Source organism: Rhizobium sp. R86522 (assembly GCF_042466255.1).
Taxonomy (GTDB): Bacteria; Pseudomonadota; Alphaproteobacteria; order Rhizobiales; family Rhizobiaceae; genus Allorhizobium.
In genome coordinates, this window is record NZ_JAXHBX010000001.1 from 4,233,971 (window position 1) to 4,255,064 (window position 21,094).

The following is a 21,094-nucleotide window of genomic DNA, read 5'->3' on the forward strand; positions in this document are numbered from 1 at the left end:
TTCGCAAGCGACTTATTGTCGGGTTGAGCATTCCAAAAAGGAATGTTTCAAGCGCTCGCTTGCCTCAGCAGGGCCACGGAGCTTCCGTCGATTTCCTGGCTCAGCCAGCGTCTGAACGCTCCGACATGCGGGGATTGTGCGCTGTCGGTTCGAGTCACAAGCCAGTAGGACTCATGCCCCTCGACTTCGACGTCCAGAACCTGGGTGAGGGCACCCGTCTGCATCAGGGGCGCCACCATTGAGCGGTCCGCCACTGCAACGCCCAGTCCATTGCATGCGGCTTCGATGACGAGGTCGAGAAGATCGAATTCCAGTCCGCCCTGCGTGTCGGTTTCCGTCATGCCGGCCGCGTCGAGCCAGCGCTGCCAGGTGAGATAACGCTGGTCGGCGGAGGCCAGAACATGGAGGAATGTGAAGTGGGAAAGGTCGATGGCATCCCCATCGCGCAAGTCCGCCAAAAGGTCGGGAGCGCAGACGGCAATATGCCGTTCGGTAAACAGGCGTTCCGACTTGAGGCTTGGCCATTCCCCATCGCCGAAGCGGATGGAGCAGTCGAGCATCCCCCTTTCGGAAAGATTGTCTTCGAGGTCTGTGGTGATGCTCAGATCGACGTCGGGCAGGATGGCTCGCAGGCTTGTCAGGCGTGGCATCAGCCAGCGTTTGGCGAATGTCGGCGGCACGTTGATCCGCAGACGGCGCTTGTTGCTCTTCTCGCGAATATTGCGGACCGTCATCTCCACCGTGTGGAAAGCCTGCTGCAGCGAGGCGAGCAATTCTGTACCGGACGGCGTCAGTTCCAGGTGATGGTGCCTGCGGATGACAAGGGGCTCGCCGAGCTGCTCCTCGAGATTGCGCACCTGACGGCTGACGGCGCTCTGGGTGAGGTTCAGCAATTCCGCTGCACGCGTGAAGCTGCGGGTCTGACCGACCACCTCAAATACCTTCATCGCGGATAGCGCCGGCAGTCGTCTCATGATCCCTCGTGATGCTCCTATGAGCCTTTGATGATTAAATCAGAGGCCACAGGCCTGCGCCATGCAGTTTTGACGCGAATGTGTCATGCTTTCCGGTATAGCTGATTGAAAGTGTCGGGTGACCGATGAGATAAGGATCCAGAATTTTATGCTTTCGGGGGAATCGGCATGAAGGTCGGTATCGTGGGTGCGGGAATGGTCGGCAGCTCGGCGGGTTATGCGCTGGCGCTGATGGGGCTTGCCAGCGAGATCGTGCTCATCGATCGCAATGAGGCACTCGCCATCGCGCAGGCGGAAGACATTGCCCATGCGGTTCCGTTCATGTCCTCGACCATCGTTAATGCCGGACAGTATCGGGATCTTGAGGGCGCGGGTGTGGTCATCCTCTCCGCCGGTGTGAGCCAGAAACCCGGCGAAACACGCCTCGAGCTTCTGGAGCGTAATGCTGCGGTTTTCCGTTCCGTTCTTGCCGAGGTGTTGCCGGTCGCACCGGATGCGATCCTGCTGATCGCCTCCAACCCTGTCGATATCATGACCCAGATCACCACACGGCTTTCCGGCATCGATCCGCGCCGGGTGATCGGTTCGGGCACCATTCTCGACACCGCGCGTTTCCGCAGTCTCGTCGGCCGCCATCTCGGGATTTCCCCGCAATCGGTGCATGCCTATGTGCTCGGCGAACATGGTGACAGCGAGGTTCTCGCCTGGACGAGTGCCCGTGCAGGCTCCGTCTCTTTGTCCTCTTTCGCCGCCCAGGTCGGCTCGCCGCTGACCGAGGACGTGCGCGCGCAGATCGACGACGGTGTGCGCAACGCTGCCTACAAGATCATCAACGGCAAGGGCTCCACCTATTACGGCATCGGCGCGGGCCTTGCCCGCATCGTCAAGGCGATCGCCCGTGATCAGCGCGACGTGCTGTCCGTTTCCATTGCAACGCCGGAAGTGGCGGGCATTCGGGATGTCGCCCTATCGATCCCGCGCGTGGTTGGCGCAGAAGGTGTCGTCGTCGATCTTTTTCCCGATCTCGACGACGAGGAGTATGCGGCCTTGAACCGCAGCGCGTCGCTTTTGAAGGAACGAGCCGACGCCATTCCTTTATAGGGGGAACTGCCTATATAATGCCAGGATATGCAGGCGCAGAAGCGCCGTGACGATCAGATACTGCGCCCCGATTTCTGGATCACTTGATGAACGAAACGCCGCCACTCACCCCTGAGGCTCTCGATGATTTCCTGCTCAAGGCGCGCGCCGCCAGCGGGCTTTTAAAGGCGCTATCGCACGAGACGCGTCTGTTGATGCTCTGCATGCTCTGCCAGGGCGAGAAGACGGTCACCGAAATCGAACAGTTCCTTGGCATCCAGCAGGCCGTCGTTTCCCAGCAACTCGCGCGGCTCAGAGGCGAGAAGGTCGTCCAGACCCGCCGCGAAGGACGCCAGATCTACTATCGGATCGCCGATCCACAACTCGCCGAACTGATCTCCGTGCTCTACAAGATGTATTGCGGCCCGACACCCGTCACGATCAGCCAGGCGGCGGCGCTCAGCGAGGCGTAAGCCCGAGAGGGCATCGAAGGGGCGGTGCATGATCGACAAGCTGGAATTCTTCATCGCGCTTGCCCGCCAGCAGCATTTCGGCCGCGCCGCCGAGGAATGCGGCGTGACGCAGCCGACACTGTCGGCCGGCATCCGGCAACTCGAAGAGCAGCTCGGCGTGATGTTGGTGCAGCGCGGCTCGCGCTTTCTCGGCCTCACCCCGGAAGGCCAGCGGGTGCTCGAATGGGCCCGGCGCATCGTTGGCGATACCCGCACGATGCGCGAGGAGATGCGGGCGGCTCGGCGGGGCCTGGCGGGGCATATCCGGCTCGCGGTCATTCCCACTGCGCTTGCCATGGTGCAGAAGCTCACCGAACCCTTTCAGGCCCGTCATCCGGACGTGACTTTTTCCGTCGTGTCGCGCACCTCGCTGCAGGTGTTAAGCCTGCTCGAAAATCTCGAGATCGATGCGGGTATCACTTATCTCGACAACGAGCCCTTGGGGCGCGTCACCAGCGTACCGCTCTATTCCGAGCGCTATCATCTGATCACCGCGGTCGGCACCCCGCTTTCCGATCGTGACAGCATCACCTGGAGCGAGGTGGCCGATCTCAGGCTCTGTCTTCTGACCGCCGACATGCAGAACCGCCGGATCATCAACCAGCACATGGCAGAGGCCGGGGTGACGCCGAAGCCGACGCTCGAATCCAATTCGATGATCGTGCTGTTCTCCCATATTCGCACCGGCAAATGGGCGTCGATCATGCCGAAGAACGTCGCTGAGTCCTTCGGTTTCGGCGAGGAGATCCGGATGATCCCGATCACCGCACCCGAGGCCGAGCATCTGGTGGGGCTGGTCGCTACCCACCGCGAGCCTTTTACTCCTTTGGTCTCCGGGCTGCTGCATGAGGCACGCTTGCTGGCGGCCGGGAATGCCTTCGATAGAAATCTTCTATCGAGCGACGGAAGCGCCGTATTGACCTCCTGACATCCGACCCATCATCATCTTCCGATAAACGAACCTGCCAGAGCTCGGCGGGCGAGGAGGCTTTCGATGAATATTCGTGTGGCTGCGGACGACGTCTCCGCCCGCATTTCGGCTGTGATCGCCGAGTTGCAGCATCTGGAGGGCCCGATGCTGCCGATCCTGCACCGTGTGCAGGAGGAATTCGGCTACATCCCTGAGATCGCCAAGCAGATCATCGCCAGCGCGCTGAATCTTTCGCGCGCCGAGGTGCATGGTGTCATCACCTTCTACCACGATTTCCGCGCCCAACCGGCCGGGCGGCATGTCTTAAAACTCTGTCGCGCCGAGGCTTGCCAGTCTATGGGCTGCGAGCCTCTGGCGGAGAAGATCAAGGCCAAGCTCGGCATCGACTGGCACGAGACGACGCCTGATGGTGCCGTCACTCTCGAACCAGTCTTCTGTCTCGGCCTCTGCGCCCAGGCGCCGGCTGCGATGCTCGACGGTGCGCTGCATGCCCGTCTCGACGAGCACTGTCTTGGCGAAATTCTGGCGGAGGTGCGCTCATGAGCGTTACCGTCTTCGTCCCCCGCGATGCGGCAGCGCTTGCTGTCGGTGCCGACAAGGTGGCGGCTGCCATCGAGCGTGAAGCCAGGGCGCGCGGCCAGGAAATCACCATCGTCCGCAATGGCTCGCGTGGCATGCTGTGGCTGGAGGTGCTGGTCGAGGTTCGCACCGACAAGGGCCGCGTCGCCTATGGTCCGGTCAAGGCCTCCGATGTGCCTTCCCTCTTCGACGCCGGCTTCCTTGATGGCGGCGAACATCCCCTCGGCCATGGCCTGACCCAGGACATTCCCTTTCTCAAGGGCCAGACGCGGCTCACCTTCGCCCGCTGCGGCGTTACCGATCCGCTGTCGCTCGATGACTACCGCCACTATCAGGGTCTCAAGGGTCTTGCCAATGCCATCGCCATGGCGCCGGCCGAGATCGTCAAACAGGTCACCGACAGCGGCCTGCGCGGTCGTGGCGGTGCAGGCTTCCCGACCGGCATCAAGTGGAAGACGGTCGCGGACGCGAAGGCCGATCAGAAATACATCGTCTGCAATGCCGACGAGGGCGATAGCGGCACCTTCGCCGACCGGATGATCATGGAGGGTGATCCCTTCGTGCTGATCGAAGGCATGGCGATTGCCGGGATCGCGGTCGGCGCCACCAAGGGCTATGTCTATACCCGCTCCGAATACCCGCATGCGATTGCCATGATGGAAGAGGCAATCGAGATTGCGAGGGCTGCGGGCATCCTCGGCGCCTCGGTCATGGGCTCACCTTACGCCTTCGACATGGAAGTGCGCATGGGCGCCGGCGCCTATGTCTGCGGCGAGGAAACCTCGCTGCTGAACAGCCTTGAGGGCAAGCGCGGCGTGGTACGCGCCAAGCCACCGCTGCCGGCACTTCAGGGCCTGTTCGGCAAGCCGACGGTCGTCAACAACGTCATGTCGCTTGCCTCTATCCCGGTCATCATGGATCGCGGTGCGCAGTTCTACCGCGACTTCGGCGTTGGCCGTTCGCATGGCACGATCCCGATCCAGCTCGCCGGCAATCTCAAGCATGGCGGCCTCTATGAGACCGCCTTCGGTCTGCCGCTCGGCCAGTTGATCAACGAGATCGGCGGTGGAACGATTTCGGGTCGTCCGGTCAAGGCGGTGCAGGTGGGCGGGCCGCTCGGCGCCTATTTCCCGCCTTCGCTGTTCGACACGATGTTCGACTATGAGGCCTTCACCGCTGCCGGTGGCCTGATCGGCCATGCCGGTGTCGTGGTCTTCGACGATACGGCCGACATGCTGAAACAGGCGCGCTTTGCCATGGAATTCTGTGCCGTCGAAAGCTGCGGCAAGTGCACGCCCTGCCGCATCGGCTCGACGCGCGGCGTCGAGACGGTCGACAAGATCGCGCGCGGGATCGAGCCGGAGAAGAACAAGGTGCTGCTGGAGGATCTCTGCAACACCATGAAATTCGGTTCGCTTTGTGCGCTGGGTGGTTTCACGCCCTATCCGGTCATGAGTGCGATGACGCATTTCCCGCAGGATTTTGCGCGGGCGCCTGTGGTGGAGGCTGCGGAATGAGTTGTCTTCGAGAAACTCGCGAGGCTGCCGGATCTGGCTCCCTCTTCTCCCCAGCGGGGAGAAGTGCCGAACGCAGTGAGGCGATGAGGGGGCCGCTTGCGCTGACGCTTACCCCCTCATCCGGCGCTACGCGCCACCTTCTCCCCGCTGGGGAGAAGAGGTCCCGCCTGCGCTCTGCCCGTCATTGTCATCACGTCATGCACGCTCTCCAGGAGGCCCTCCATGCCCCTCGTTCCTGAAATCGACTACGGCACGCCCGCCTCGCGCTCGGAAAAACTGGTGACGCTCACCATCGACGGACGCGAAATCACGGTGCCCGAGGGCACGTCTATCATGCGCGCCTCGATGGAGGCCGGCATTCAGGTGCCGAAGCTCTGCGCGACTGACATGGTCGATGCCTTCGGCTCCTGCCGCCTCTGTCTGATCGAGGTGGAAGGCCGCAACGGCACGCCCGCCTCCTGCACCACGCCCGTGGCACCCGGCATCGTCGTCCACACCCAGACGGAGCGCCTGAAGGCCATCCGCAAGGGCGTGATGGAGCTCTACATCTCCGACCATCCGCTGGACTGCCTGACCTGCGCGGCCAATGGCGACTGCGAGCTGCAGGACATGGCCGGTGCCGTGGGTCTGCGCGATGTGCGCTACGGCTATGAGGGCGAAAATCATGTGAAGGCGCGGTCCGTCGAGGGCGGGATCAATGCCCAGTGGATGCCGAAGGACGAGAGCAATCCCTATTTCACTTATGATCCTTCCAAATGCATCGTCTGTTCGCGCTGCGTGCGGGCCTGCGAAGAGGTGCAGGGTACGTTTGCGCTGACCATCGAAGGCCGTGGCTTTGACAGTCGCGTGTCACCCGGCGCGCATGAAGCGTTTCTTTCGTCGGAATGTGTCTCCTGCGGCGCTTGCGTGCAGGCCTGCCCGACCGCGACGCTGACGGAAAAGTCCGTCATTGCCATCGGCCAGCCGGAGCATTCGGCCGTCACCACCTGCGCCTATTGCGGGGTCGGCTGTTCGTTCAAGGCGGAGATGCGCGGCGAAGAGCTGGTGCGCATGGTACCTTGGAAGGATGGCCAGGCCAATCGCGGCCATTCCTGCGTCAAGGGCCGCTTCGCCTATGGCTATGCCAGCCACAAGGACCGCATCCTCAATCCGATGGTCCGCGAGAAGATCACCGATCCCTGGCGCGAAGTGACCTGGGAAGAGGCCTATGCGCATGTCGCCGCCGAATTCCGCCGGATCCAGTACCAATATGGCCGGGAAGCCATCGGCGGCATCACCTCGTCGCGCTGCACCAATGAAGAAACCTATCTGGTCCAGAAGCTGATCCGCGCCGGGTTCGGCAACAACAATGTCGATACTTGCGCCCGCGTCTGCCACTCGCCGACCGGCTACGGCCTCGGCCAGGCCTTCGGCACGTCTGCCGGTACGCAGAACTTCAATTCGGTCGAGCATTCCGACGTCGTCGTCGTCATCGGTGCCAATCCGACCGATGGCCACCCGGTCTTCGGCTCGCGGCTGAAGAAGCGGCTCCGGCAGGGTGCCAAGCTGATCGTCATCGACCCGCGCCGCATCGATCTCGTGCGCACCCCGCATGTGGAAGCGGCTTACCATCTGCCGCTGAAGCCAGGCACCAATGTCGCCGTGCTGACGGCACTCGCCCATGTCATCGTCACCGAAGGCCTGTTCGACGAGCGCTTCATCCGCGAGCGCTGCGACTGGTCGGAGTTCGAAGATTGGGCCGCCTTCGTCTCCGAGCCGGCGCATTCTCCGGAGGAGACCGAGAAGTTCACGGGGGTGCCCGCCGCCGAGCTTCGCGGTGCCGCGCGGCTCCTCGCCACCGGCGGTAATGGCGCGATCTATTACGGCCTCGGCGTCACCGAACACAGCCAGGGCTCGACCACCGTCATGGCGATCGCGAACCTCGCCATGGTCACCGGCAATATCGGGCGCCCCGGTGTCGGCGTGAACCCGCTGCGTGGCCAGAACAATGTCCAGGGCTCCTGCGACATGGGCTCCTTCCCGCATGAGCTTCCCGGCTATCGCCACGTGTCCGACGATGCGACGCGCGAGACCTTTGAAAAGCTCTGGGGTGTCGAGCTCAGCAACGAGCCGGGCCTGCGCATCCCCAACATGCTCGATGCTGCCGTCGATGGCACATTCAAGGGCATCTATATCCAGGGCGAGGACATCCTGCAGTCCGATCCGGATACCAAGCACGTCTCGGCAGGACTCGCTGCCATGGAATGCGTCGTCGTGCACGATCTCTTCCTCAACGAGACGGCCAATTACGCACATGTCTTCCTGCCGGGCTCGACCTTCCTCGAAAAGGACGGGACCTTCACCAATGCCGAGCGCCGTATCAACCGCGTGCGCAAGGTGATGACCCCGAAGAATGGCTATGCCGACTGGGAAGTGACGCAGAAGCTTGCCCAGGCCATGGGCCTTGCCTGGAATTACACGCATCCGTCTGAGATCATGGATGAGATTGCGGCGACGACCCCGAGCTTTGCCGGCGTCTCCTACGACTATCTGGAGAAGATGGGTTCGGTGCAGTGGCCCTGCAACGAGAAATTTCCTGTGGGATCGCCGATCATGCATGTCGACGGTTTCGTGCGCGGCAAGGGCAAGTTCATCCGCACGGAATATGTGCCAACGGACGAGCGCACCGGCCCGCGCTTCCCGCTGCTTTTGACCACCGGTCGCGTTCTCTCGCAATACAATGTCGGGGCGCAGACGCGGCGCACGGAAAACAGTGTCTGGCATGAGGAAGATCGGCTGGAGATCCATCCGCATGATGCCGAACAGCGCGGCGTCAAGGATGGCGACTGGATCAAGCTTGCCAGCCGTTCCGGCGACACCACGTTGCGCGCACTGATCACCGATCGCGTAGCCCCGGGCGTGGTCTACACGACCTTCCATCACCCAAATACGCAGGCCAATGTCATCACGACCGACTTCTCCGACTGGGCGACCAATTGCCCGGAATACAAGGTGACCGCCGTGCAGGTCTCGCCGTCGAACGGCCCGACCGAGTGGCAGGAAGAATATGAAGAACTGTCGCGCCAGTCGCGGCGGATCGTCGGCAAGCTGGAAGCGGCGGAATGAGTGATCTGATCGGCTCCACGGCGCGCCTCGTCGGCGGGCTGAAGGCGACCCACGGGCGCGTCTCGGCCAGCAGCCGGCTTGTGCCCGAGGAGGTGCCGATCGCCTTTTCCTATGCCGGATCCACCCATGCGGTGATGATGGCCACGCCCGATGATCTCGAGGATTTCGCTGTCGGCTTTTCCCTCGCCGAGGGTATCATCGAGGGGGCCGAGGATGTGCTTGCCATTGACGCCATCGAGGCGGGCGAGGGCATCGATGTCCAGGTGACTCTGAAGGAGATGACGGCGGAAGCGCTGATCGCGCGACGTCGGCGCATGGCCGGGCCTGTCGGTTGCGGGCTTTGCGGCATCGAGTTGATCGAGCAGGCGAGCCGTGCGGTAAAGCCGGTTGCTGCCGAGGGTTTCAGTCTGACTGCCAGGGACGTTTCCCAGGCCATGGCGCAGCTGACGGCGCGGCAGGATCTGAACCGCCAGACACGCGCCGTGCACGCTGCTGGCTTCTACAGCCTGAGGCAAGGGCTTGTCGCGATCCGTGAGGATGTCGGCCGCCACAATGCGTTGGACAAGCTGGTGGGTGCCGTCGTCATCGGCGGTTGGAGACCAGCCCAGGGTGCGGTGCTGGTCACCAGCCGGCTTTCGGTCGAAATGGTGCAGAAGACGGCAGCGCTCGGTGCGCCCGTGCTGATTGCCATTTCCGCGCCGACAGCGCTTGCCATTCGCACGGCTGCGCAGGCCGGCATTACCTTGATCGGCATTGCCCGCGACGAGGATTTCGAGATTTTCACCCGGCCCGACCGGGTGGCCGAGGGAGTACCGCTGCATGTCTGAAACCGGCACCGACGCCAAGCTGATCCGCATGGCGAACCAGATCGCCACCTTTTTCCTGTCGCAGCCGGAAGAGGTGCGTGCGGAGGGGGTGGCTACGCATATCAACAAGTTCTGGGAGGTCCGCATGCGCCGCCGCTTCCATGAGTTGGTGGCGGTCCCCGATGCCGGTTTTCTGCCGCTGGTGGTCGAGGCCGCCAGCAGCATCAAGCGCCCCGGCGCGTCTGATGCCACCGCCGTCGGTCTTGGTCAGGAGGCTGCTGTTGGTGCACCCTTCGGCAAAGGGGTAGCCGCAGGCGAGTCGCTGTCGGAGCCCAGCATCCCGGAGACGACGCCCTGAGCCCAGACGGAAGTGCCGTCAGTTTAGCCAGAGATGGATGAGTGCTGCTTCCGGCGTCTCGGTGCCGCCGTTTTCGATACCCGTGCTCCAGAGGCCGGTCCCGGCCGCATAGGCGCCGGGTGACAGGCCGCCTGCCTCGCACTGGCTCACCGCCCGCAGCCGCTTTCCACTCTTCACTGCTTCGGCGAGCACCGACAGCAGGACGGTATCGTTCATCGCTGTGCCGGCGCCGAAAATACGCAGCACCGCACCGTCCAGTCTTTCTAGCATCGCCTTCACAGCTTCTGCCGGAATTCCTGGGGAGAGCGTCAGGATCGCGAGCTTTCGGTCCTCAAAAGTCCGACGCTGCGGCACGTCGGGTGTCGCCTGCGGCTGCGCGCGAAACGCATCCGCTTCGTGGCTGTCATGTTTCACCAGGCCGTCAGCCGCGAGAAGTTTGCCGGCGAAGGCAAGGAAAACGCCGGGCTCTTTGCTTGCCGTAGCCGAGATCGCGAGATCGAGATTGCTCTCGGCATCGCCCTGATGCCCGAGTGGCAGCATGGAGCCGCAGAGGATCACGCGGCGGTTCTCCCCCGCCAGAGCCTGGCTCAGCGCTGCACCGGAAAAGGCCATGGTGTCGGTGCCGTGGGTGATGATCACGGCTGCATCCGGATGGCGGCGGATCGTTTCCAGCATTCGGTTCCAGTGGGCAGGACCCACATCGGCGCTGTCGAGCAAGGGATCGAAGACGTCAGCGGTCAAAACCGCGCCGGCGGGCAGGCGTGCCGCAATCGCTTCTTCCACGAGCCCCTTGAGGGGTGCCAGCCCTTCCGGCGTCTCGGCCATCCCGATCGTTCCACCCGTGTGGATCAGCAGCAGTTTCATTGTCTCGCCTCCCAGATTCGTTGCCGTCTGGTAGGGCAGTGCGAAGTGGAGATCAACCGGGTCCTGGAACGCGAAAAGGCAGCGCCTGACAGCGCTGCCCCTTCAAAATCAGTCAACTGTCGCCGTGATCAGGCGGCCAGATCTTCCAGGTCGCTACCCTTGAACATCTTGGCGAGGTTCAGGAAGCAGATCATGCCGTTCTCGTTGGCAATGATGCCTTCAGAGAAGGTCTTGTCGAAGGAAGCGGAAACTTCCGGAACCGGCTGAACCTGGCTCGACGGGATGGTCAGGATGTCCGAAACGCGGTCGACCAGCATGCCGATGACCATGTTGTGGACTTCGGCGACGACGATCGCCGAACGCTCGTTGGCAACCGTGCTCTTCATGCCCAGCTTGTAGGCGAGGTCGATGATCGGGATGACCGAGCCGCGCAGGTTCATGACACCGATGACATCGGCCGGCGCATGGGGGATCGGAGTCGAGGGTGCCCAGCCGCGGATTTCGCGGATCGTGGTCGTCTTGACGCAGAACTCCTGATCATGAAGCCGGAAGGCGATGATCTCGAGGGTCTCACTGCCGAAGCTGGTGGAGCTGATAGTTGCCATTAGAAATCTTCCCAACCTTCCTGTACCTTGGCAGCGGCTGCGCCACCTGCGGCGCGAGCGACACTCGCCATGAGTTTGCGTGCCGGTGATGCCACAGGTGAAGCATCGGGACGCGCTTCCATGACTTTATGCGAAGAGTGTTGCCCAATTCTAAACTGTGACACCAGTTCGCGCAGGGATGCCGCCTGTTTTGCGAGGCTGTGGCTCGCAGCGGTCGATTCTTCGACCATGGCGGCATTCTGCTGGGTGTTCTGGTCCATGGCGTTGACCGCCTTGTTGATCTCCGACAGGCCGGTCGACTGTTCGCGCGAGGCTTCGACGATCGCTACGACGTTGGTGTTGATGTCCTTGACCTCAATGACGATCTGCTCGAGCGCCTTACCGGTCTCACCGACCAGTTGCACGCCGGCCTTGACCTGATCGGACGATGTGTTGATCAGCGCCTTGATTTCCTTCGCAGCGGTTGCCGAGCGCTGCGCCAGTTCGCGAACTTCCTGGGCGACGACGGCGAAGCCCTTGCCGGCTTCACCAGCGCGAGCCGCTTCGACGCCTGCATTGAGCGCGAGAAGATTGGTCTGGAAGGCGATATCGTCGATAACACCGATGATATTCGAAATCTCCTTGGAGGAGTTTTCGATCTGGCCCATTGCCTCGATGGCGTTCTTGACCACAAGCCCAGACTTCTCTGCGCCTTCCTTGGTCCGGGCGACAAGCTGACCGGCTTCGTTGGCGCGCTTGGAGCTGTCGGCGACGGTCTGCGTGATCTGTTCCAGGGCTGCTGCCGTTTCCTCGACCGCTGCCGCCTGCTGTTCGGTGCGTTTGGCGAGATTGTCGGATGCTGCCCGGATTTCTTCCGAACCTGAAGCAATCGCGTCGGTATTGGAGTTGACCGTCTGCAGCGCTGCCCGCATGCGCTCGATTGCAGCGTTCAAGTCAAGGCGAACCTGCTCAAGTTCCGGTGGGAATGGTGTGTCGATGCGGGCCGTCAGGTCGCCGTTCGCAAGAGCGGAAAGTCCCTTTGCCGTCGCGTCGACGGCGTTGACGCGACCGGTAATGTCTGTCGCGTACTTCACCACCTTGAAAACGCGGCCGCTGGCGTCGAAGAGCGGGTTGTAGGAGGCCTGGATCCAGACCTCTTTGCCGCCTTTGCCGATGCGCTTGAACTCCTGCGAGAAGAACTGGCCTGAGGCGAGCTTCTTCCAGAAGTCCCGATAGGCCTCCGTGCGGGTGTAGTCCTGTTCGCAGAACATGGAATGGTGCTTGCCGGCGATTTCGCCGAGCGTATAGCCGAGGGTCGAGAGGAAATTCTCGTTGGCTGTCAGGATCTCGCCCGCGGGCGTGAATTCGATCGTCGCCTGGACACGGGAGATCGCTTCGAGCTTGCCGGAGTCTTCCGCACTCTTCTGCTTTGCCGCCGTGATGTCGCTGGCGAACTTGACGATCTTCCACAGCTTGCCGTTCCTGAAGACCGGATTATAGGAAGCCTGGATCCAGATCTCGCTGCCGTCCTTCTTCAAGCGCTTGTATTCGCGGCTCTCGAATTTCCCGGAATTGAGCATCGCCCAGAATTCTTGGTAGCCAGCGGTGGCGGTGTAGGCAGGATCACAGAAGATGCGGTGGTGCTTGCCCTTGATCTCTTCAAGGCTATAGCCGAGCGCCCGACAGAAATTTTCGTTCGCCGTGATGATCGTACCGTCGAGCTTGAACTCGATGACCGCCTGCGACCTTCCCAATGACTCAAGGATCGCTTTTGACTCCGCTCCAGGCAACGCTATCAATCCCATCTGTATTCCCCCTACCAAGGATCCCTGCATGCACCGCTGACCAGTGCTCCTATGTGAATATTAGCCTTGTGGGTTTAAGCAATCGTCAATGTTCAACGATTTTCTGATGTGTCAGTGAGCGAAATTCGGTCATTTACCCTCAGAATTTGGGGGTTCTGAATTGACAAAAGGCAATCTTGAATCGAAAAATGCGCATATTATAATGCTATAATGTTAAATGCGTGGCTGGTGGGAGTCATCCGCCACGGGTCGGACGGTCCAGAATGCGGCGGCCGAAGAGGCTCGCAGCCAGTTCCACCATGACGCGGGCGCTGCGGCCTCGGTCATCGAGAAACGGGTTGAGCTCGACGAGGTCGAGGGATGAGACAAGCCCGCTGTCGTGCAAGAGTTCCATGATCAGATGCGCCTCGCGGAAGGTCGCGCCCCCCGGAACCGTGGTGCCGACGCCGGGTGCAACGTCGGGATCGAGGAAGTCGACGTCGAGGCTGACATGCAGCAGCGCGTTGGCCTCGCGGACATCGGCCAGGATACGTTTGACGATGCTGCCCATCCCCTCTTCGTCAATGGCGCGCATGTCATAGACATTGACGGCATTCTCCGAGATCAGCCGGCGTTCCTCCTCGTCGACCGAACGGATGCCAACCTGGTAGACATGCCGTGGATCGACGAATGGCCGCTCGCTCGGAAGGATCGGGGCAAATTCAGCCTTGCCGCAGAAGAACGCGACGGGCATGCCGTGGATATTACCCGACGGGGAGGTTTCGGGCGCATTGAAGTCCGAATGGGCATCCAGCCAGAGCACGTAGAGCGGTCGACCCACCACACTTGCATAACGCGCCATGCCGGAAACGCTGCCCATGGAGAGGCTGTGGTCACCGCCGAGCAGGATCGGGACGGCACCGCCGGCTGCCGCCTCGTAGGTGGCAGTCTCGATTGCGCGGGTGAAGGCTCCGACGACAGGCAGGTTCTTGGCACGCGGCATGTCCGCTAGATCCGATGCCGGCTCCGGCCGAAGATCGCCGCGATCCTCGACCGTATAGCCGAGGTCACGCATGGCCGGACCGATCCCGGCAATGCGATAGGCTGCAGGCCCCATGGCACACCCGCCGCGGCCCGATCCTTCCTCGAGCGGTACCCCGATGAGGGCGACAGTCTTCTGTTGCATGGCCATGTCTCGTCCTTCTCTTTATTGACCCGCATGATCGGGCAAAGCGACGTTCTCAAAAAGGTGGAACTTCGTCACAAAGCGCTATAGTTTGCGCAGATCGCAACCATCATGTGACAGTTTGTAAAATGGACGACCTCGATCGCACGATCCTCGGCGCATTACGCCAGAACGCCCGCCTGCCCGTCGCTTCGCTTGCGGCGATGACGGGGGCCTCGCGCGCGACGATTTCGGCCCGTATCGACCGGCTGGTGGCGAACGGAACGATCGCGGCCTTCACCATCCTGACCGGCAGCGAGATCCAGCCCAGCGGTGTCAGGGCGATCATCATGATTGAGGTGGTCGGGAAGTTTCACGACCGGGTGGCCCATCAGCTGCGCGGCATGCCCCAGGTGCGTTCCCTGCACAGCACGAACGGCAAGTGGGACTTCATTGCCGAGCTGGAGGAGCGGGATCTCGCGAGTTTCGACGAAACGCTCAGACGGATCCGGCTGATCGAGGGGATCAACTTCACCGAAACCAACATTCTCCTGAAGACCAGCAAGGTCGCCTGACCGTTTCGACCGGCGACCGGCTCAGTATTCCTTTTCATAGAAGATGCCGCCGCCGGCTCCCGATCCGCCGGCTTCACCCTTCAGCTTCAATCCCCGGCCGATATCCAGGTTGATCGTCGCCTTGGCGCCGCCGGTGCCGCCCTGTTCCAGCTCGATATAGGTCCGGTCGTTCAGGTACTTGCCGGCACTGATGCTGGTGCCCCCGGTCTCATCAGTAGAGATGTCGAGATCATCGATGCCGAGCGTGTTGCGCAGCGACTGGAAGAGCGAGGTGCCCTGTCCGCCGGCCAACTGCGCAGCCGCATCGGCAAGCTGGGCGATCTGCAGCGGCGACAGGCGCGACAGGGACTGGCCGAAGATCAACTGGGCCAGAATTTCGTCCTGGGGCAGGGCAGGGGTGGAGCTGAAGGTCACTTGCGGATTGCTGGCCAGCCCAGTCAGCAGGATGACGATCGTGGCGTTGCCGGATGTGGTTGTTGCTTCCAGATCGAGCAATGGCACGAGATCGCCGCCAAAGGTGATGGTGGCGCGGGTGATGTCCAGCCGCTTGGTCAGGATCTGCATGCGACCGCGCCTGAGTTCGAACGCGCCCGAGACCACCGGGGCGGCAGCGCTGCCGGTCAGGTTGATTGTTCCGCCGAGTTCCGCGTCGATACCGCGACCCCGGATGAAGGTCTGGGACGGCGAGGAAATGGTGAGGTCGAGTGCGATGGGGGCGCTTGCAGAGCGGCCCTCCGCCGGCGTCTGATCAGGTTGCTGCCGCAAGATTGCCGGCGGTGCATGGCGGTGTTCTATATCCAACGCCTCGAGGCTGGCAGGGCGGCTCTCGGAGAGGGTGATCGACGTGCGTGAAAGGTTGATCGCGCCGGCGAGTGTCGGGCCGTTCAGCAATTGCCCCGTGAGCGTGAGCCGGCCATCCGCCGTGCTGGTCACCGTATTGCCATCGACATAGACGGCCTGGTCCAGGTTGATCGTCAGGTCTGCCGGCAGCCCCGGATTTGCGATGTCGATGAAACCGCTTGCCGATATCCGTCCGCCGGTCGCGAGGTTTCCGGTGAGGCTCCCGATTTCGGCGCGCGTCCCGGTGAGGTTCACGGTCGTTGCAATCTGTTCAATCGCGAGGTTGCGTCTCACGTCGACGATACGGGCGCCGCTGGTGGACACGGTGCCAGTGATGTTCGGCTGTGCGCCGGTTCCCCCGATCGTCAGGTTGACGCTGGCATTGCCCTCGGCGACGAAACCCTGGGCGGCCAGCTGGCCGTTGGCCGCGGACAAGGGGACATCACCCTGGACCTGGATATCGAGGCCAGGACCGTTCTGCAACGAGACCGTGCCGTCCGCCGTGAGGCCGATGCCAGCGCCATTGATGCGGCTGTCCAGGGTCAGGTTCTGGTTTTCGAACCGGCCGTTTGCCGTGATGCCGAGCGGAGGCACCCCAGCGCCCCGCGTCTGGGCGATTGCCGCGTTCTGCCAGTCGAGGCGATAATCCGCAACGGGCGCCGCTGCCGTGCCACGCACCGTGATCGTGCCGGAAATCGTGCCTTCCGGCGCGATGTCGGGTGCAAGCGCTGCTGCGAGCGAGGCGGGAAGGGCTGTGATGTCGGCTGCGAGATCCAGCCTTTCACCCACGGTTCCAGACAGTGCAATCCGGCCTGAACCTGCGGAAATGACGGTCTCGGCGATCGAGACCTGCCCGTCCGCGACGCGAACCGAGGTGGGGGATGCCAACGCGAGCGCAATGCCACGCGGTGCAGCGCTCAGTTCTTCGATCGCGACAGCGAGGCCTGCATCTCCCTGGTTCAGCGCGCCCCGGAGGAGCACAGGGGCATTGTCATAACGTCCGGTGATGTCGAAATCCGTGTCGGTGCCCGATCGCGTGAAGGCTAGTGTCACCGTATCCAGGCGGTTGGCGCCGGATGCAATACTCGCGGCGCGCACCGTGCCCTCGGCCGCAAGGGCCATCACGTCGGACAGCCGAAGATCGATGGTCGGCTCCGCAATCGTCAGCGCACCTTGCCGGATTGCCGCGCCGGAAGCCTGAACGTCAGCCGCGAGCCTGCCCTCGCGAGAGGCGAGCGTCACCTCTCCCTTGAGATCGCCCGCGACGGTCTGGCCGGCAAGTGCGGCAAGCAGGCTCAGATCCGGAAAGTCGAATGCAATGTCGCCGCTTGGCAGCATGTCCGGGCCGAGATCGAGCGCGCCGGTCAGCCGGTTCGGACCAATGGCCAGATCGAGTGCGTCGACCCGCGTCACGCCATCGGCACTGACGACCTGCGCCTTCGCATCGACCGGCTTCCCATCGATCTGGCCGCTTGCCATGAGGTTGGCGGAGGGCGCCTCACGGTTTGCCACGCCGTCGAGCTGGAGCGTCAGATCGTCAATACGATAACCGGCGGCTTGACCCTCCTCGACCACAAGGGTGACGGATGCCTCGATCGCGTCGAGTGGGCCGGATGCCGACAGGTTGAAAGAGGCAGGCGCTTCCAGTCGTTCGACGAAAAGTCCAATGTCGCGCAGCTGGCCGGTCAGGTCGGTCGCGATCATGCCGTCCTGATCGAAGGAGAGGGAGCCTTCGGCCTGGGCAATGTCGCTCGCCAGGACGATCTCCCGTAGCGCCACCGCGCGCGGGGCGACGAAATCGACGCGGGCGGACAGATCAACCGGACCGTTGAGTCGGCTTGAGAGCGCGGGGGGCAGCATGTCGGCTTCGGCCCGAACGGCGAGACGCCCGGAGAATCCGTTGCTCGCCAGCGTGTATTCGCCGGAACCTTGCAGATCGAGACCAGCGCTGTCGAATACCAGTCGCTCGAAGGCGATCGTTTCTGACGTCACGCTTAGCGGCGCGGTCAGTGTCAGCGGGCCCCGGACATAAGGGCGGATGGACTCGTCGCGGATGTCAGTTCTCTGGACCGATGCCTGAAGGTTGACCGGTCCTACACGGTTTGCCAGGTCGAAGTTGTCACTGCTGGCTGAGAGCGTCAGATCCGATAAGCTGCCCTGGGGAACGGTGATTTCGGCGAGATCGGCGCGCAGCGACAGGCTTGCGGCTGGTGCCTGTCCCGTCACGGCAAGATCGAGGCTCCGGAGCTTCATACCGCCGGTAAAATCCGGTGACTGCGAGGTGATGCTGACGGGTTCCCCGGTCGCACGTGCCGTCAGCCTGAGATCGTTCTGACCGTTCGGATCGTAGAGACCGGCGGCCTCGACTTCGGCCGAAGCCGTCGCGAACTGGCCGCGCTCTATGGCTACTGATCCGTCCGCACCCAGTCGGGCCGCGACATCGATCGCCGTTTCCCCGGCCAGAACGTCTCGCAGTTCGGGTGGAACGAGCCCGGCAAAAAAGCCGCCGCCATTTGCGGTCAGCACTCGCGTTCCGTCCTCGGCGAGTTTGTGGCTGACGTCGACTGTAATCGTGCGTTCGCCGTCGAGCGACGCCATGACTTCGCCTGCCCAGTCATCGAGCGGTCCGTCGCCGTCCACCTTGATCGCCAGCGCCGGGAGACCGGGCAGCTGCAGCCTTTCGCCGAGAAGACCTGCCGCCGGCTCCTGATAGTCCAGGTTGATGCGCAACTGGTTGTCGTTCGGTGCATAGAGCAGGTCGACCACGGCACTATTGCCGGGATCGTCCAGCCGTGTTGCGGTCAGTCGGCTTGCGATGGTTTCGCCGACGATCGTCAGCGACCCCAGTGCCGAAAGGTCAAGATCGCGCTCTGCGAGGGCCGCCCCGATTTCAATCGAGGGGAGGTCGATCGAGGCGACATCTATCTCGACCGGCAACGAGAACGGCTCTTCCGTTTGTGGCGTCTCTGCGGACGGAAGCGGTGCGCGCTCGACAGTCACCTGTCGTGCCGTGATGCGTTCGGCCGTGAAACGCTTGCGGATGAGATCGCGCGGCGTCCAGTCGAGCGAAAGATCATCTATGGTCGCATAGATGCCCTGACTGTCCGCCACCGTAATCTGATCGACGGAAAACTGGCTGCTGAGCAGTGGTCCGGTGCCGGTCAAAGTGATCTGCTGATTGTCGGTCGAGATGAGCCTGGCAATCTGGTCGGCGAGAAACTGGCTTCCCGTGCGCGAGAAGCCGCCGACGAGAATGACCACCACAAAGAGCGCGATCAGCGCGGCCAACAGGCCGCCCAGCAGGCGAATCGTCCAGGTCAGGATGCGCTTCAACCAGATCATGTTCACTATCGTCCTGTCTTGCCCGGTCAGAAGCTCTGGCCGATGCCGGCATAGATTGCATAACGGCTGCCGCCATCATTCGGGTCCAGGGGAACCGCTACATCGAGCCGCAAAGGCCCGAAGGGGGTCATGTAGCGCAGGCCGACCCCTGCGCCCATCTTGATATCCGAGAAATCGGGCACTGTGGTGTCGGTGACCGTGCCGATGTCGAGAAAGGGCACGATGCCGATCATGTCGGTCACACCGATACGGGCTTCGAGATTGGCCGTCACATAGGATCGGCCGCCAGTGCCCTCGTCAGACGCTGTCCGCGGCGTGATCTCCTGGAAGGAATAACCGCGCACCGAGCCACCACCGCCGGCGAAGAAGCGTCGGGTCGCGGGGATTGCGGAGAGATCGCCACCGCCAACCAGCGTGCCCGCGTTCAGGCGACCGGCAAGTACGAAGCGCTCCTCCTCGCCGAAGCCGAGATAGGTCGAAATCGAGCCCTCGAGCGAAGTGAAGAAGGTCTGGCCGAAGAAATCGTAGCTCGGTGTCAGCGAGATGGTGCCGTAATGGCCCTCGGTGGCGTTCAGCCGGTTGTCCCGCGTGTCCCTGATGTAGCCGAGCGGTACGCCGAAGGTCAGGTATTCATTACCATCGCCGAAGGCGTCGTCGATGCTGTCATAAGCCAAGGATATACCGGCATTGACGATGTCGGTGTCGGTCAGTTCATAGGCATAGGATACCTTGCCCGTCACCGTTGCGGCATCATAGTAATCGGTTTCGAGCGTGCTGCCCTTGATGCTCGCCTCGAGCGTTCCCGAGGGGACGAAGGCGCCCGGCTTGATGAAGGTGATGCCGGCCGTGTAGTCGAGCGAGGTGACGTCGCTGACGTCCTTCAATTCTCCAAGTCCACGCACCGCGCCTTCGATCCTGAGCGATTCCGCCTGGCCGAACAGATTGCGGTGGCCCCAATAGCCTTCGATGCCGCCGCCATCGAGCGAAGAGTAACTCGCGCCGACGCCGAAGTAGCGGTGTTTGCCTTCGGAGACGGTGATGCCGATCGGCAGGGATCCGCTCGGGTCCAGCCCGTCCGCTTCGTTGACGGTGACCGAGGAGAAGACGCCGAGTGTGCGCAGTCTCTCGCCTGCCTTTCGCAGCTGCTCGGGCGAATAGGTCTGGCCCGGCCTCAGCCGCGAGTAGTAGGCGATGAAGTCCGAATCGACTGCCCGAGCGCCCTTGACGGTGACGGCGCCGAGCGGCGCGACGGGGCCTGCTTCAACGGCGATGGTCACATCGACAGTGTTGGTCTCGTGGTCGGCGACGACTTGACGGCGGGTCACGTTGGTCAGTGGCCTGCCTTGCTCCTTGAGGCGCTCGGCCATCTGTTCCGCTGCGCGCAGGATCACCAGCGAGCCCGCATTGCCGTCCGGGGCAAGATCGAATTCTTCCGGGTCGAGACGCGCCGCATCTCCCTCGAGGCTGATATCGCCGAGTTCAAATGTCGGACCGGGCTGCACGGAGATGGCGACCGGGACGGGGCGTGAGCGGTCGAAGACCGGGTTCGGCGGCAGACTGTCGATGTCGCGACCGTCGATCGTCACGGTGACAATGCCGCCATAGAGCGCGTTTTCATAGAGTGTCGCAATAAGGCGATCACGATCGTCACGTGCCTTGATGACCAGGCCAAGATCGCCGGATACCGGTTGATCTTCGTCAGCAATCAGCAACGATGTACGTTCCAGAGATTTCTTCAGGGCGCGATCGGCGTCCCCGGTGTCAAGGGCAATGCTGAAATCGACGGGATCGATGATGTCGCGGTCGGCTTCGTCGCTGCCGAATAGACGTATTCCAAATAGCTCGAAAGCGTAGGCTTGCGAGGTTATGCCGACGGACAGGGGGCTCGCGACGGTCAGTAACAGCCCGAGCCGGAACGCATGACTAAATTTCGGCAATGTCCATCCACTCGGTCTCGGCATGTCGCTTTCATCGCGATCCGTCAGGCACTCCCCACCCGGCGGACAACTTAGGCGGAAATGCGCCTCATAGCATACCCCCTTTTTAAGCACTCATGAAAAAAGGCGGGAAGTGTTGCT

The 21,094-nt window shown here is 62.5% G+C and carries 16 protein-coding genes; 9 read left to right on the plus strand and 7 right to left on the minus strand.

The genetic code is table 11. From position 1 onward, the window contains the following. Positions 1-47: 47 nt before the first annotated feature. Positions 48-974, minus strand: coding sequence for a LysR substrate-binding domain-containing protein (locus SJY08_RS20450; protein ID WP_377277918.1), 927 nt, complete (start codon positions 972-974; stop codon positions 48-50). A 168-nt stretch (positions 975-1,142) separates the two neighbouring features. On the opposite strand from SJY08_RS20450, the gene SJY08_RS20455 reads away from it, so the two are divergent. The 8 genes from SJY08_RS20455 to SJY08_RS20490 all read left to right on the plus strand — a co-directional run bounded on the left by SJY08_RS20455 (position 1,143) and on the right by SJY08_RS20490 (position 9,862). Then, positions 1,143-2,075 carry an L-lactate dehydrogenase gene (locus SJY08_RS20455; RefSeq protein WP_069042890.1) on the plus strand — a complete coding sequence of 311 codons (933 nt, stop codon included), beginning with the start codon at positions 1,143-1,145 and terminating at the stop codon, positions 2,073-2,075. Positions 2,076-2,161: 86 nt separating this feature from the next. Then, entirely contained in the window at positions 2,162-2,527 is a 366-nt protein-coding gene (locus tag SJY08_RS20460) for a helix-turn-helix transcriptional regulator (RefSeq protein ID WP_054147618.1), read from the plus strand. A 28-nt stretch (positions 2,528-2,555) separates the two neighbouring features. Further along, positions 2,556-3,494, plus strand: coding sequence for a LysR family transcriptional regulator (locus tag SJY08_RS20465; protein ID WP_377277921.1), 939 nt, complete (start codon positions 2,556-2,558; stop codon positions 3,492-3,494). A 66-nt stretch (positions 3,495-3,560) separates the two neighbouring features. After that, on the plus strand, positions 3,561-4,040 hold the full coding sequence (locus SJY08_RS20470; RefSeq protein WP_377277923.1) for a formate dehydrogenase subunit gamma: 480 nt from the start codon (positions 3,561-3,563) through the stop codon (positions 4,038-4,040). Then, positions 4,037-5,593, plus strand: coding sequence for a formate dehydrogenase beta subunit (locus SJY08_RS20475; protein WP_377277925.1), 1,557 nt, complete (start codon positions 4,037-4,039; stop codon positions 5,591-5,593). Before SJY08_RS20470 ends, SJY08_RS20475 begins: the two co-directional genes overlap by 4 nt. 222 nt (positions 5,594-5,815) lie before the next feature. Then, a complete protein-coding gene (gene fdhF, locus SJY08_RS20480; RefSeq protein ID WP_377277927.1) occupies positions 5,816-8,698 on the plus strand; it encodes a formate dehydrogenase subunit alpha in 2,883 nt (960 codons plus the stop codon). Further along, positions 8,695-9,525, plus strand: coding sequence for a formate dehydrogenase accessory sulfurtransferase FdhD (gene fdhD, locus SJY08_RS20485; RefSeq protein WP_377277929.1), 831 nt, complete (start codon positions 8,695-8,697; stop codon positions 9,523-9,525). The genes fdhF and fdhD overlap by 4 nt, the downstream gene beginning before the upstream one ends. After that, entirely contained in the window at positions 9,518-9,862 is a 345-nt protein-coding gene (locus tag SJY08_RS20490) for a formate dehydrogenase subunit delta (protein ID WP_054149864.1), read from the plus strand. The genes fdhD and SJY08_RS20490 overlap by 8 nt, the downstream gene beginning before the upstream one ends. A gap of 18 nt (positions 9,863-9,880) precedes the next feature. Here the strand turns inward: SJY08_RS20490 and SJY08_RS20495 are convergent, their stop codons facing one another. From SJY08_RS20495 to rocF, 4 genes are all read right to left on the minus strand, one after another. Continuing rightward, positions 9,881-10,726, minus strand: coding sequence for an asparaginase domain-containing protein (locus SJY08_RS20495; protein ID WP_377277932.1), 846 nt, complete (start codon positions 10,724-10,726; stop codon positions 9,881-9,883). A gap of 128 nt (positions 10,727-10,854) precedes the next feature. Next, complete coding sequence (locus SJY08_RS20500) at positions 10,855-11,331, minus strand: chemotaxis protein CheW (protein WP_006724495.1); 477 nt, start codon at positions 11,329-11,331, stop codon at positions 10,855-10,857. Further along, on the minus strand, positions 11,331-13,115 hold the full coding sequence (locus SJY08_RS20505) for a methyl-accepting chemotaxis protein (protein ID WP_377277934.1): 1,785 nt from the start codon (positions 13,113-13,115) through the stop codon (positions 11,331-11,333). Before SJY08_RS20505 ends, SJY08_RS20500 begins: the two co-directional genes overlap by 1 nt. A gap of 235 nt (positions 13,116-13,350) precedes the next feature. Beyond that, positions 13,351-14,286 carry an arginase gene (gene rocF / locus SJY08_RS20510; protein ID WP_054149867.1) on the minus strand — a complete coding sequence of 312 codons (936 nt, stop codon included), beginning with the start codon at positions 14,284-14,286 and terminating at the stop codon, positions 13,351-13,353. Positions 14,287-14,408: 122 nt separating this feature from the next. Here rocF and SJY08_RS20515 point away from each other — a divergent pair, with 122 nt between their 5' ends. Continuing rightward, positions 14,409-14,834, plus strand: coding sequence for an Lrp/AsnC family transcriptional regulator (locus tag SJY08_RS20515; RefSeq protein ID WP_006724498.1), 426 nt, complete (start codon positions 14,409-14,411; stop codon positions 14,832-14,834). 21 nt (positions 14,835-14,855) lie between these two features. On the opposite strand, the gene SJY08_RS20520 is transcribed toward SJY08_RS20515, so the two are convergent. Continuing rightward, positions 14,856-19,016: a translocation/assembly module TamB domain-containing protein gene (locus SJY08_RS20520; RefSeq protein WP_377277937.1), complete on the minus strand. Its 4,161-nt coding sequence runs from the start codon at positions 19,014-19,016 to the stop codon at positions 14,856-14,858. A 26-nt stretch (positions 19,017-19,042) separates the two neighbouring features. Beyond that, complete coding sequence (locus SJY08_RS20525) at positions 19,043-20,977, minus strand: autotransporter assembly complex family protein (RefSeq protein WP_377277939.1); 1,935 nt, start codon at positions 20,975-20,977, stop codon at positions 19,043-19,045. Between the last annotated feature and the right edge of the window lie 117 nt (positions 20,978-21,094).